The 12,864-nt window shown below is 73.5% G+C and carries 10 protein-coding genes; 8 read left to right on the forward strand and 2 right to left on the reverse strand.

Annotated elements, in window-relative coordinates; genetic code table 11:
- The first annotated feature begins 12 nt into the window (after window positions 1–12).
- The 5 genes from kdpC (at window position 13) to D7318_RS20440 (ending at window position 5,182) form a co-directional block, all read left to right on the forward strand.
- Window positions 13–600 (forward strand): potassium-transporting ATPase subunit KdpC, encoded by a 588-nt coding sequence (kdpC, locus tag D7318_RS20420; protein WP_408055517.1) that lies wholly within the window; start codon window positions 13–15, stop codon window positions 598–600.
- Window positions 601–689: 89 nt separating this feature from the next.
- Window positions 690–3,260 carry an ATP-binding protein gene (locus D7318_RS20425; RefSeq protein ID WP_120698569.1) on the forward strand — a complete coding sequence of 857 codons (2,571 nt, stop codon included), beginning with the start codon at window positions 690–692 and terminating at the stop codon, window positions 3,258–3,260.
- Window positions 3,235–3,915 (forward strand): response regulator, encoded by a 681-nt coding sequence (locus D7318_RS20430; RefSeq protein ID WP_120698570.1) that lies wholly within the window; start codon window positions 3,235–3,237, stop codon window positions 3,913–3,915. Before D7318_RS20425 ends, D7318_RS20430 begins: the two co-directional genes overlap by 26 nt.
- Before the next feature lie 54 nt (window positions 3,916–3,969).
- Complete coding sequence (locus tag D7318_RS20435; RefSeq protein WP_120698571.1) at window positions 3,970–4,380, forward strand: OB-fold nucleic acid binding domain-containing protein; 411 nt, start codon at window positions 3,970–3,972, stop codon at window positions 4,378–4,380.
- Between the two features lie 4 nt (window positions 4,381–4,384).
- Window positions 4,385–5,182 carry a DUF3159 domain-containing protein gene (locus tag D7318_RS20440; RefSeq protein ID WP_408055518.1) on the forward strand — a complete coding sequence of 266 codons (798 nt, stop codon included), beginning with the start codon at window positions 4,385–4,387 and terminating at the stop codon, window positions 5,180–5,182.
- A 17-nt stretch (window positions 5,183–5,199) separates the two neighbouring features.
- Here D7318_RS20440 and D7318_RS20445 read toward each other — a convergent pair whose 3' ends face one another.
- Entirely contained in the window at window positions 5,200–5,880 is a 681-nt protein-coding gene (locus D7318_RS20445) for a potassium channel family protein (protein WP_120698572.1), read from the reverse strand.
- Window positions 5,877–6,542 (reverse strand): potassium channel family protein, encoded by a 666-nt coding sequence (locus D7318_RS20450; RefSeq protein ID WP_120698573.1) that lies wholly within the window; start codon window positions 6,540–6,542, stop codon window positions 5,877–5,879. The genes D7318_RS20445 and D7318_RS20450 overlap by 4 nt, the downstream gene beginning before the upstream one ends.
- Before the next feature lie 83 nt (window positions 6,543–6,625).
- On the opposite strand from D7318_RS20450, the gene D7318_RS20455 reads away from it, so the two are divergent.
- Genes D7318_RS20455 through D7318_RS20465 form a run of 3 tightly spaced genes read left to right on the forward strand, consistent with a single transcriptional unit; the run spans window position 6,626 to window position 12,836 of the window.
- Complete coding sequence (locus D7318_RS20455; protein ID WP_120698574.1) at window positions 6,626–8,644, forward strand: APC family permease; 2,019 nt, start codon at window positions 6,626–6,628, stop codon at window positions 8,642–8,644.
- A gap of 52 nt (window positions 8,645–8,696) precedes the next feature.
- Complete coding sequence (locus D7318_RS20460) at window positions 8,697–10,061, forward strand: class I SAM-dependent RNA methyltransferase (protein WP_120698575.1); 1,365 nt, start codon at window positions 8,697–8,699, stop codon at window positions 10,059–10,061.
- A gap of 36 nt (window positions 10,062–10,097) precedes the next feature.
- Window positions 10,098–12,836, forward strand: coding sequence for an AfsR/SARP family transcriptional regulator (locus tag D7318_RS20465; RefSeq protein WP_120698576.1), 2,739 nt, complete (start codon window positions 10,098–10,100; stop codon window positions 12,834–12,836).
- Window positions 12,837–12,864: the final 28 nt, after the last annotated feature.

Here is a 12,864-nt window from a genome sequence, read left to right on the forward strand (position 1 = left end):
AACCCACGTGTCATGGCGCGCCCCCTGTGGGCGGCGCTCAGGGCGCTTCTCGTCCTCACCCTGGTCACCGGCGTGATCTACCCGGCGGTGATCACGGGCGTGGCGCAGGCGGCGTTCTCCGGCAAGGCCAACGGCTCGATGGTCGAGGCGGACGGCCGCGAGGTCGGCTCCGAGCTGATCGGCCAGACCTGGAACGACGCGGACGGCGACCCCGATCCGCGGTGGTTCCAGCCCCGCCCGTCCCACAGCGGCTACGACCCAGGCGCCACAGGATCGGGCCAGCTCGGCGCGAGCGACCCCACGCTGGTGGAGACGGTCGCCGAGGCCAGGCGGCAGGTCGCCACGTTCAACGGCGTGCGCGAGGACGAGGTGCCGCCCGACGCCGTCACCGGCTCGGGGTCCGCCGTCGACCCGCACATCTCGCCCGAGTACGCCGCGATCCAGACGCACCGGGTCGCCGAGGCCAACGACCTGTCGGCCGACGAGGTCGCGGGCCTGGTCGAGGACCACATCGAGGGCCGTGACCTGGGCTTCCTCGGCAACGAACGGGTCAATGTCCTCGCACTCAACCTCGCCCTGCGCGAGCTGGCACAGGGCTGAACACCGCCGCCTCCACGAGGCACCCGGCGCCCGCCCGCCCCCGTCCCGGGGCGGGCGTGCACCGACGGCGGGTGAGCGAGAATGGAAACATGGCACGTCGCGGCAGACTGCGGATCTATCTGGGCGCCGCCCCCGGCGTGGGCAAGACCTACGCCATGCTCTCCGAGGCCCACCGGCGCGCCGAGCGCGGCACCGACCTGGTCGTCGCCCTTGTCGAGCACCACGACAGGCCCCGCACCCAGGTCCTCCTCCAGGGGCTCGAGCAGGTCCCGCGCACGGAGTTCAGGTACCGCGAGCGGGTCTTCAGCGAGATGGACGCGGACGCCGTGATCCGCCGCGCCCCGAAGGTCGCCCTCGTCGACGAGCTGGCCCACACCAATGTGCCGGGATCCCGCAACGAGAAGCGGTACCAGGACATCGAGGAGCTGCTCGACGCGGGCATCGACGTCATCTCCACGGTCAACATCCAGCACCTGGAGTCGCTCGGCGACGTCGTGGAGTCGATCACCGGCGTCCGCCAGCGCGAGACCGTGCCGGACGAGGTCGTCCGCAGCGCCGAGCAGATCGAGCTGGTGGACATGGCGCCCGAGGCGCTGCGCCGCCGCATGGCCCACGGGAACATCTACGCCCCCGACCAGGTGGACGCCGCCCTGTCGCACTACTTCAGACCCGGGAACCTGACGGCCCTGCGCGAGCTGGCGCTGCTGTGGACCGCCGACCGCGTGGACGCCTATCTCCAGCGGTACCGCAGCGAGCACGGCATACGGTCCACGTGGCACGCCAGGGAGCGCATCGTCGTCGGGCTCACCGGCGGCCCCGAGGGCAGCACCCTGATCCGGCGCGCGGCCCGCATGGCGGCCAAGAGCTCGGGCAGCGAGGTGCTGGCCGTCTACGTCTCCCGCGCCGACGGCCTGACCTCGGCGTCCCCGCGCGAGCTGGCCGCCCAGCGGACGCTGGTCGAGCAGCTCGGCGGATCGTTTCACCATGTGATCGGCGACGACATCCCCGCCTCGCTCCTCGACTTCGCCCGCGGGGTCAACGCCAACCAGATCGTGCTCGGCTCCAGCCGCCGCAAGGCGTGGCAGTACATCTTCGGGCCCGGCGTGGGCTCCACCGTGGCCCGCGAGTCGGGCTCCGACATCGACGTGCACATCGTCACCCACGACGAGGTGGCCAAGGGCCGGGGGCTGCCCTCGGCGCGCGGCGCCAGGCTGGGCCGCTCCCGGCTGATCACCGGCTGGATCATCGGCATCGCGGGTCCGCTGCTGCTGACCCTGGCGATGCCCGAGCCCTCGCCGGGCGCGGAGTTCGCCAGCGACGTGCTGCTGTTCCTCTCGGTCACCGTGCTGGCCGCCCTGACCGGCGGCCTCTACCCCGGCGTCGTCTCCGCCTTCGTCGGCTCCCTCCTGCTGAACTACTACTTCGCCAGGCCCACCCGCCAGTGGTCGGTCTCCGAGGGCCACAACGTCGTGGCGATCGTCGTGTTCTTCGCCATCGCCGTGGCCGTCGCCACCGTGGTGGACCGCTCGGCCCGCCGCACCCAGCAGGCGGCCAGGCTGCGCGCCGAGTCCGAGACGCTGACGCTGCTCGCCGGGAGCGTGCTGCGCGGCGAGGACTCGCTCACCGCCCTGCTCGAGCGGGCCAGGGAGACGTTCGGCATGGAGGCGGCCGCCCTGCTCGAGCGCGACCCCGAGCGCCGCAAGTGGTCCTGCGTCGGCAGCGTCTCCGTCACCGACCAGGCCCGCCCGCTCAACAAGCCCGACGACGCCGACGTGGACGTGCCGGTGGGCGACCGGACCATGCTCGCGCTCTCGGGCCGGGTGCTGCCCGCCGAGGACCGCCGCGTGCTGACCGCGTTCGCCGCCCACGCCGCGGCGATCCTGGACCGCCAGCGGCTCAAGGACGAGGCGGTCCGCGCGCACAAGCTGGCCGAGGGGAACAGGATCCGCACCGCCCTCCTCGCCGCCGTCTCGCACGACCTGCGCACCCCGCTCTCCGCGATCAAGGCCAGCGTCTCCAGCCTGCGCTCCGACGACGTCGCCTGGTCCGACGAGGACGAGGCCGACCTCCTCGAGGCCATCGAGCAGGGCGCGGACCGCCTCGACCAGCTGGTCGGGAACCTCCTGGACATGTCCAGGCTCCAGACGGGCACCGTCGAGCCGCTGATCCGCGAGATCGACCTGGACGAGGTGGTGCCGAGGGCGCTCACCGGCATGCCCGACGTCTCCCAGGTGCAGCTCGACATCCCCGAGTCGCTGCCGTTCGCCGCGGCCGACCCGGGCCTGCTGGAGCGCGGCGTCGCCAACATCGTGGAGAACGCCGTCAAGTACAGCCCCCAGGGCCAGCGCGTCCTCGTCCGCGCCAGCAGCCTCGGGAACACCGTCGAGCTGCGCGTCGTCGACCGGGGGCCCGGCGTTCCCGAGGGCGACAAGGAGCGGATATTCGAGCCGTTCCAGCGGTACGGGGACACCCCGAGGGGCAACGGCGTCGGCCTCGGGCTCGCCGTCGCCCGCGGCTTCGCCGAGGCGATGCACGGCACCCTGCACGCCGAGGACACCCCCGGCGGAGGGCTGACCATGGTGCTCACCCTCCCCACCGCACGCCAGACGGCCAGGACAGAACGGGAGACAGCCCATGCACCGGGTCCTCGTGGTCGATGACGAGCCGCAGATCCTGCGGGCGCTCGTCATCAACCTCAAGGCGCGCAAGTACGAGGTCGACACCGCCGCCGACGGCGCCTCGGCCCTGCGCCTCGCGGCCGACCGGCACCCCGACGTGATCATCCTCGACCTCGGCCTGCCCGACATGGACGGCGTCCGGGTCATCACCGGCATCCGCGGCTGGACCCGGGTCCCGATCATCGTCCTCTCCGCCCGCCACACCTCGGACGAGAAGGTCGAGGCGCTCGACGCGGGCGCGGACGACTACGTGACCAAGCCGTTCGGCATGGACGAGCTGCTGGCCCGGCTGCGCGCCGCGGTGCGCCGCGCCGAGCCCAGCGCCGCGGAGGACGAGGCCGTCGTGGAGATCGGCGGCTTCACCATCGACCTCGCGGCCAAGAAGGTCCACCGCGAGGGGCGCGACGTCCGCCTCACCCCGACCGAGTGGCACCTGCTCGAGGTGCTGATCCGCAACACCGGGCGCCTCGTCAGCCAGAAGCAGCTGCTCCAGGAGGTCTGGGGCCCGTCCTACGGCACCGAGACGAACTATCTGCGGGTCTACATGGCGCAGCTGCGCCGCAAGCTCGAGGTCGACCCCTCGGAGCCACGCCATCTGATCACGGAGCCCGGCATGGGATACCGGTTCGAGCGCTGATCGGGATCCGCCGGGCCAGGACCCGGCGGGGCCCGCCCACGTTACGCTGATGGCATGAGTGCCGATGGTGGCTCGGGGACCCGGAAGCGCGGGGGGCGGCTGTGGCGGCTCCTGGGGCGGAACGGCCCCGGCGAGGGCGAGGATCTCAGCGCGGCGGACGAGCCTCCCGACGCCGGTTGCACCCGCATCGGGGACTGCGGCGAGGGCCCTGCCGGTCGCCCCGTGGTCCGGGTGACCGGTACGCTGCGCACCGTGACCGAGCGGACGGTGGCGGGCCTGCCCGCGCTCCAGGCCGAGTTGGACGACGGCAGCGCCTCGCTCCAGGTGGTCTGGCTGGGGCGGCGCGCCATCGCGGGCATCGAGCCAGGGCGTTCCCTCGTCGCCTCAGGGCGGGTCACGGTGACGCACGGCAGGCCGGTGTTGTTCAATCCCCGTTACCAGCTGCAACCCCGTGGACAGGAGTAGCCAGGTGAACCCACCGGAGCGCCGAGCGGACGAGGCAGGCCCCCCCGAGGTGGACGAGGCGGCGACGCGCGAGGCGTTCTTCGAGGCGTTCGGCGGCGTCCGCGGCATGGTGGAGACCACGGTCCCAGGCCTGGTCTTCGTGCTGAGCTACACGATCAACCGAAGCATCAACGTCTCGGCCGCCGCCGCCCTCAGCCTCTCCGCCGTGCTCCTGGTCGCCCGGCTCGCGCAGCGGGACACCGCCAAGCACGCGTTCGGCGGGATCTTCGGCGTCGCCTTCGGCGCCCTCTTCGCGATGATGTCCGGCGACGCGAAGAACTTCTACCTCCCCGGCATGCTCTACACCCTGGGCCTCGGCGTCGCCTATGTGGCCACCTCGCTCGCCGGGGTGCCGCTGCTCGGCGTGGTCCTGGGCCCGGTGTTCAAGGAGAACCTCTCCTGGCGCACCCGCAACCCAGGGCGCAAGGCGGCCTACACCAAGGCCAGTTACGTGTGGGGCGCGATCCTGCTCGGCAAGTCGGCGATCACCTTCCCCATCTACTTCTGGGGCGACGCCACCCAGCTCGGCTGGCTCCGCGTGGCCCTCGGCATCCCGCCGTTCCTGCTCGCCGTCTACCTCACCTGGATCATCCTGGTGAAGGCGCCGGCCCCGATCGACGTGATCGCGGAGTGGGAGGAGCGCGAGAAGGCCAAGGAGGCCGCGAAGGAGGCCGAGAAGAAGGCGGCGAGCAGCGGGGGGGCGGCCGAGGCGGGCCCGCCCGAGGGCGAGAAGGACCGGCTCGGCTCGCGCGCCTCCGACTGACGCCCGCCCGCGCGTCCTCAGGCGTCCTCGTCGCCGCCCCGGCGCGGCGACAGCAGCTTCTCCAGCTGCGCCTCCCGCGCAGGCGCCGCGACGAACAGCAGCTCGTCGCCCGCCTCGAGGGCGTCGTCGGGGTCCGGGATCAGCACCCGCGCGCCCCTGATGATGGTGACAAGCGCGGTGTCCTGCGGCCACGCCACCTCGCCCACGCGCGTGCCGACCAGGCCCGCGCCCTCGGGCAGGGTGATCTCCACGAGGTTCGCCTCGCCCTGGCTGAAGCGCAGCAGCCGCACCAGGTCGCCGATGCTGACGGCCTCCTCGACCAGCGCGGACATCAGCCGCGGCGTGGAGACGGCCACGTCGACGCCCCACGCGTCGTTGAACAGCCATTCGTTCTTGGGGTGGTTGACCCGGGCGACCACCCGGGGCACCCCGTACTCGGTCTTCGCGAGCAGCGAGACCACGAGGTTCACCTTGTCGTCGCCGCTGGCCGCGATCACCACCTGGCAGCGCTCGAGGGCCGCCTCGTCCAGCGTGGCGATCTCGCACGCGTCGGCGAGCAGCCACTCCGCCTCGGGCACCCGCTCGACCGAGACGGCGCCCGGCGCCTTGTCGATGAGCAGCACCTCGTGCCCGTTCTCCAGCAGCTCGGCCGCGATGGAGCGGCCCACCGCGCCCGCTCCCGCGATCACGACTCTCATCGGGGCTCCTCGGGGCCGAGCATGCACGCCGCCTCCACCTCGGCCACCCGGTCGCCGTACATCATCACGTGCACCAGGTCGCCCTCCTGCAACACCGTTCGCGCGGTGGGCAGTATCGCCTCGCCCATCCGGGTCATGAACGCCACCCGCACCCCGGTGCGCTCCTGGAAGGCGCTCACGGTGTGGCCGAGCCACGCGGCGGCCACATGGACCTCGGACAGCTGCACCCCGCCGCTGGGGTCGCGCCACAGCGGCTCGGCGCCCGCGGGCAGCAGCCGCCGCAGCATCTGGTCGGCGGTCCACCGGACCGTGGCCACGGTGGGGATGCCGAGGCGCTCGTAGACCTCGGCGCGGCCGGGGTCGTAGATGCGGGCGGTGACGTTCTCGACGCCGAAGACCTCGCGGGCGACGCGGGCCGCGATGATGTTGGAGTTGTCGCCGCTGCTGACGGCGGCGAACGCGCCCGCGTCCTGGAGCCCGGCCTCGTTCAACGTGTCACGGTCGAAGCCGAGTCCGGTCACCCGGCGGCCGCCGAAGCGCGAGCCGAGGCGGCGGAACGCGGTCGGGTCCCGGTCGATGACCGCGACGGTGTGGCCGCGTTCCTCCAGGCTCTGGGCCAGGGTCGCGCCGACCCGTCCGCAGCCCATGATCACGATGTGCATAGGTCTCCTTCGGTGCGGACCACGCTACCGGGCAGGTCATCGGCTGTCCGGTTCAGGGGCGGGCCCGGCGTACGGTGTGCTCCATGGACCACCCCAAGCGCCTGCTGCTGGGCCGCGCCCTGCGCAGCGACGCGCTCAGGGACACGTTGCTCCGCAAGCGCATCGCCCTGCCCGTCTTCGCCTCCGACCCGCTCTCCTCGGTCGCGTACGCCCCCGGCGAGGTGCTGCTCATACTGTCCATCGCGGGGCTGGCCGCCTATCACCACAGCGTGTGGATCACGGTGGCCGTCGTGATCCTGATGATCACCGTGGTCGCCTCCTACCGGCAGACCGTCCATGCCTACCCCAACGGCGGCGGCGCGTACGCGGTCGTCTCCACCAACTTCGGGCGCCGGGCGGGGCTCATGGTCGGCAGCGCGCTCCTCGTCGACTACGTCCTGACCGTGGCCGTCTCCGTCTCGGCGGGCGTGGACAACCTCGGCTCGGCGGTGGGGATCGTCGAGAACAACGAGATCACCTGGGCGTTGGTCGTCATCCTCGCCCTCGCGCTGATGAACCTCAGGGGCGTCAAGGAGTCGGGCACCTTCTTCGCCGTCCCCACCTACGCGTTCGTCGTCGGCGTGCTGCTGACCGTCGCGTGGGGCGGGCTGAAGGCGCTGATGGGCGACACGATGCGCGCGCCGTCGGCCGACTTCGACATCGTTCCCGAGCAGACCGACCTGTCGTCCCTGGCGACGGCGTTCCTGCTGCTGCGGGCGTTCTCCTCGGGCTGCGCGGCGCTCACCGGGGTCGAGGCGATCAGCAACGGCGTGCCCGCGTTCCGCGAGCCCAAGGGGCGCAACGCCGCAGGCACGCTCGCCATCATGGGCACCCTGGCCAGCGTGATGTTCCTCGGCATCATGGCGCTCGCGCTGCACACCCATGTGCGGGTGGCCGAGGACCCGGCCAGGGACCTGATCATCGACGGGGAGCCCGCCGGGCACGGCTTCCACCAGGACCCGGTGATCGCCCAGGTCGGCGAGGCGGTGTTCGGCAACGGCTCGCCGGCGTTCTACGGCCTGGCCGCCGTGACGGCGCTGATCCTCTTCCTCGCCGCCAACACCGCGTTCAGCGGCTTCCCCGTGCTGGGCTCGATCCTGGCCCAGGACCGTTTCCTGCCACGGCAGTTGCACACGCGCGGCGACCGGCTGGCGTTCAGCAACGGCATCGTGCTGCTCACGCTGCTCGCCGGGCTGCTCGTCGTCGCGTTCCGCGCCAATGTGAACCAGCTGATCCAGCTCTACATCGTGGGCGTGTTCGTCTCGTTCACCTTCAGCCAGACCGGGATGGTCAAGCACTGGAACCACCTGCTCGCCGACGAGCGGGACCAGGCCACCCGCCGCCGCATGCACAGGGCCCGCGCGCTCAACGGCTTCGGCGCCGCCCTGTGCGCGAGCGTGCTGGTGATCGTGCTGCTCACCAAGTTCACCCATGGCGCCTGGGTCTCGCTGGTCGGCATGGCCCTCTTCTACGCGGTGATGACCGGCATCAGGCGGCACTACGACGCGGTCGCCGACGAGCTGGCGCTCGACGTGCCCGAGGAGGAGCTGGACATGCGCCCCTCCCAGGTCCACGCCGTCGTGCTGGTCTCCCAGATCCACAAGCCGACGATGCGCGCCCTCGCCTATGCCAAGCTGCTGCGCTCCGACAGCCTGGTCGCCGTCACGATCGCCGTGGACCCCACGGACACCAGGAAGCTCACGTCCGAGTGGAAGCAGCGGCACGTCGACGTCCCGCTCACGGTGCTCGACGCGCCCTACCGCGAGATCACGCACCCGGTCGTCGCCTATGTCAAGGAGCTGCGCCGGGCCCACCCGCGCGACGTGGTGAGCGTGATCATCCCCGAGTACGTGGTCGGCCACTGGTACGAGGCGCTGCTGCACAACCAGAGCGCGCTGCGCCTCAAGGCCAGGCTGCTGCTGACCCCCGGCGTCACCGTGACCTCGGTCCCGTGGCAGCTGGCCTCGGCGGAGAACGCCCGCAGGCGGCTGAAGCGCCGCCACGAGCGCCATGGCCCCCGGGGCGTCAGGCGCGGGGTCAGGCACGGGACACACCGCCCGTAGACTGGAAGGCCGTGGTTTTTTCCCCCGAACGATCCCCCTGGAGCGCCGCCTGATGGCCAGCGACACATCGACGACCGAGGCGGCCTCCCTGGTGGGCCAGGAGTACGAGGTCGAGGTGGGCCCGGTGGCGCACGGCGGGCACTGCGTGGCCCGCACCGCCGAGGGCCGCGTCCTCTTCGTGCGCCACACGCTGCCGGGGGAGCGCGTGGTCGCCCGGGTCACCGAGGGGCACGCGGACGCGCGGTTCCTGCGCGCCGACGCGGTGCGCGTGCTGACCGCGTCGAAGGACCGCGTCCCCGCGCCCTGTCCGTTCTCCGGGCCCGGGCGCTGCGGCGGCTGTGACTGGCAGCATGCGAAGCCGGGCGCCCAGCGGCGGCTCAAGGGCGAGGTGCTGACCGAGCAGCTGCGCGCGCTCGCCGGGCTGACGCCGCAGGAGGCGGGCTGGGACGGCACGGTCGAGCCCGCCCCCGGGGACAAGGTGCCCGCGGGCGAGGTGCGGGGCTGGCGCACCCGGGTGCAGTACGCGGTGGACGACGAGGGCAGGGCGGGGCTGCGCCGCCACCGCTCGCACGAGGTGGAGCCCGTCGACCGCTGCCTGATCGCCGCCGACGAGATCACCGATCTCGGCGTCGAACGCCACTCATGGCCCGGCATCGCCACGGTGGAGGCCGCGGCGGCGACGGGTTCGAGCGACCGGATGGTGGTGCTGACCCCGCGGCCAGGGGGGCGGCTGCCGCTGGTGGCGCTCGACCGGCCGGTGTCCGTGATGCGCGCGGAGGAGAGCCGGGGGCGCGGCGGCGAGCAGCAGGTGCACCGGGTGCACGGCAGGGCGTTCCTGCGGGAGCGCGCCGACGGCCGCACCTGGCGGGTGTCGGGCGGCGGCTTCTGGCAGGGGCACCGCGAGGCCGCCGGGCTGCTGGTGGACGCGGTGATGCGCGGGCTGACGCCGCGCAAGGGCGAGATGGCGCTCGATCTCTACTGCGGCGCCGGCCTGTTCGCGGGCGCGCTGGCCGACCGGGTGGGCGAGGGCGGCGCGGTCCTCGGCATCGAGGCGTCCGCACGGGCCGTGCGGGACGCCAGGCACAATCTCGCCGATTTTCCGCGTGTTCGCGTCGAACAGGGGCCCGTGGCACGGGTGCTCCCCAGGACCGGTATCACCCGGGCCGACCTGGTTGTCCTGGATCCGCCCCGGGCCGGGGCGGGGCACGACGTCGTGCGGCGGATCGCGTCGCTCGGCGCGCGCCGGGTCGCGTATGTGGCGTGCGACCCGGCGGCGTTGGCCCGTGACCTGGCCCATTTCCGTGCGGCGGGGTACGCGCCGCGCTTCCTGCGGGCGTTCGACCTCTTCCCGATGACCCAGCACCTGGAGTGTGTGGCCATTCTTCAGCCCATGAGGGAGCGCGCTTCCGGGCAGTAGAGTGGAGAGCCACGGCATCGGCGGTGGGGGTTTCCCTTGGACATCCGGCTCCTCGGCCCGCTGGAGGTGGTGGCGGACGGCGGCACCCCGCTGCCCGTGACGGCCCCCCGACTGCGTGCCGTTCTCGCGGCGTTGGCCCTGCGTGCGGGCGAGGTCGTGCCGACCGCGGTCCTCGTCCAGCAGGTGTGGGGGCCCGAGCCGCCCGATGACGCGGCGGCCACCCTCCGCGATTGCGTGGCAAGGCTGCGCCGGATGCTGCCCGAGGCCCGCCTGATGACCGAGCCTGACGGCTTCCGGCTCGCGGTCGTTCCCACCGAGACCGACCTGGGGCGCTTCCACGCGGCGGTGCGGCAGGCGCGCGCCGTGGCGGAGCGCGAGCCCGAGCGCGCGGCCGAGCTGCTCGCGCGGGCCCTCGGCCTGTGGCGCGGGACGCCGCTCGACGACGTGCCGCGTGGGCCGCTGCGGGCGGCCGTCGAGCCACCGCTGGCCGAGCTGCGGCTCGCGGCCCTCGAGGACTGGTCCGAGCTGAGCCTGACCCTGGGGCGGCACGCCGAGGTGGCCGACGACCTGCTGGCCGCGGCGCGGGCGCACCCGCACAGGGAGCGGCTGACCCGGCAGGCCATCGCGGCGCTGCGCCGCTGCGGGCGCACGGTCGAGCAGCAGGTGCTCGAACGGGCCCTGCGCGACGCGGCGTCCGAGGCGCGGGCCCAGTTGCCCAGGGCGCGCCTCGCGCCGTTCCCCTCGCCCGGCGCGACGTTCGTCGCCCGAGGGCTCGAGCTGGCCCGGCTCCGCTCGTGGCTGACCGGCGCGTCGGCCGCGCCCGCCGTCTGCCTGATCGACGGTCCTGGCGGCGTGGGCAAGTCCACGCTCGCGGTGCGCGCGGCGCGCGAGGCGGCCGACCGCTTCCCCGACGGGCTGCTCTATGTGGACCTGCGCGGCGCCGACCCGCGCAACCCCCCGCTCGACCTGGCCGAGGCGCGCCGGGTGCTGCTTGCCTCGATGGGCACCCCGGGCAAGGAGGTGCCGCAGGACCCGACGGCCGCAGCGGCGTTCTACCGCGAGCAGTTCGCCGCGCGCCGTGTGCTGCTCGTGCTGGACAACGCCCTCGACGTGGCGCAGGTGGGGCCGCTGCTGCCCGTCGAGCCCGGCTCGGCCGCCCTGGTGACCAGCCGCACCGCGCTCACCGGCCTGGCGCCGGGGCGCCATCTGCACCTGGGCCCGCTGACCACCGAGGAGGCGGTGGCCCTGGTGCGGACGGTCGCGGTCGGGCGCGCTGAGCGCGGCATGCGCGCGCAGTGGGAGGAACTGGTCGGCCTGTGCGGTCGGCTGCCGCTCGCGCTGCGGATCCTGGCGGCGCGGATGGCGGCGCGGCCCCGCTGGTCGGTGGCCGACTTCATCGCCGTGCTGCGCGACGAGCGGCGCCGCATGGACGAGCTGACCACCGACGACCTGGATCTGCGGGCCAGCCTGATGGTCTCGATCGACCAGCTCGCGGCGGGCTCCGAGCCGGAGGACCGGCGGGCGGCGGGGATGTTCCCGCTGCTCGGCGCCGCGGCGGTCCGCTCGTTCAGCCCAGGCTCGGTGGCCGCGCTCGTGGGCTGCCAGGCCTGGCAGGCGCGGCGGGCGCTCGAGCGGCTGGTGGAGGCGAGGATCGCCGAGAGCCCCTGGCCCGACGTCTACACGCTGCACGACCTGGTGCGTTCGGCCGCGGCCTGGCAGGCCGCCAGGCTGCCGCGCCGCGGCACCACCGAGCGCCTGGCCGAGCTGGCGCGCTGGTACCTGGGCTCGCTCTACCGCGTCAACGTCCCGCTGGCGCTGCCCGATTACTACCGCAGGCGGTACCAGGTGGGCGCGGACCGCTATCCGCAGGGGCGGCCGTTCACCTCGGTCGACGAGTCGCTGCCGTGGGCCGACGAGGTGCTGGACGACGTCATCTCACTGGCGCAGCAGCTGTCGGCGCCCGAGTACGACGCGGGCGACGAGCTGGGCGGCGCGCCGCTGTCCACGTTCTCGCTCGAGTGCGTGCGCGCCCTGGAGAGCTACTTCGGGATGCGGCTGAGCTGGCGCGCCCAGCGGCGGCTGTGCGACATCACGCTCGACGTCGGCCGCCGCAGGGGCGACCGCTTCGCGCAGGCCGTGGCGTACGGGCAGCTGGGCAAGGCTGCGGGGCAGCAGGGCAGCGGCGACCGGGGCGTCGAGCTGCTGCGCAGCGGGATCGAGCTGTGCCGCTCGGTCGACCGCAGGATGGACGCCCTGGTCATGACCCTGAACCTGGTGCCGTGCCTGGGCTCCGCCGGGCGCCTGACCGAGGCCGTCGAGGTGGCCGAACGGGCCCTGGCCGAGGTGGCGGAGACGGGCATGGCGGAGTTCAGGCCGCAGATCATCAACAACCTCGGCCGCTGCCAGCTGTTCCTCGGCCGCCACGACGAGGCCCGTGGCCTGCTCACCCGCAACTACGAGGCGGCGCCGCTGCCCTACGAGCGGACCATCGCCGCGGGGGTGCTGGCCGAATACCACCTGGAGATCGGCGAGTTCGAGGAGGCGGCCCGCTGGGCCGACCGCGCGCTCGCCCACGCCGCCGAGCAGCCGTTCGACCCGATCGTGGTGGCCCAGCAGCGGACATGGCGGGCCGCGGCGCTGCGCGGGCTGGGCCGCGAGGACCTGGCGCGGGCCGAGGAGATGCAGGCGCAGGCGGTGCTCGAGGACCTCAACAGCCGCGAGAACAGCCACCTCCGCGTCCGCACCGACGGCCGCCACGTGCCGCTCGCGCGCTGAGCGCGGAGGCCGGGGGCTCCGCGGCGTG

The sequence above is a fragment of the Streptomyces radicis genome, from assembly GCF_003626575.1.
In the GTDB taxonomy this organism is placed as follows: Bacteria; Actinomycetota; Actinomycetes; order Streptomycetales; family Streptomycetaceae; genus Streptomyces; species Streptomyces radicis.

What these genes read in the sequence shown, in the direction of transcription:
- kdpC (WP_408055517.1), top strand. Translation starts at nt 13, where the DNA reads ATGGCGCGCCCCCTGTGGGCGGCGCTCAGGGCGCTTCTCGTCCTCACC.
- D7318_RS20425 (WP_120698569.1), top strand. Translation starts at nt 690, where the DNA reads ATGGCACGTCGCGGCAGACTGCGGATCTATCTGGGCGCCGCCCCCGGC.
- D7318_RS20430 (WP_120698570.1), top strand. Translation starts at nt 3,235, where the DNA reads ATGCACCGGGTCCTCGTGGTCGATGACGAGCCGCAGATCCTGCGGGCG.
- D7318_RS20435 (WP_120698571.1), top strand. Translation starts at nt 3,970, where the DNA reads ATGAGTGCCGATGGTGGCTCGGGGACCCGGAAGCGCGGGGGGCGGCTG.
- D7318_RS20445 (WP_120698572.1), bottom strand. Translation starts at nt 5,880, where the DNA reads ATGAGAGTCGTGATCGCGGGAGCGGGCGCGGTGGGCCGCTCCATCGCG.
- D7318_RS20450 (WP_120698573.1), bottom strand. Translation starts at nt 6,542, where the DNA reads ATGCACATCGTGATCATGGGCTGCGGACGGGTCGGCGCGACCCTGGCC.
- D7318_RS20455 (WP_120698574.1), top strand. Translation starts at nt 6,626, where the DNA reads ATGGACCACCCCAAGCGCCTGCTGCTGGGCCGCGCCCTGCGCAGCGAC.
- D7318_RS20460 (WP_120698575.1), top strand. Translation starts at nt 8,697, where the DNA reads ATGGCCAGCGACACATCGACGACCGAGGCGGCCTCCCTGGTGGGCCAG.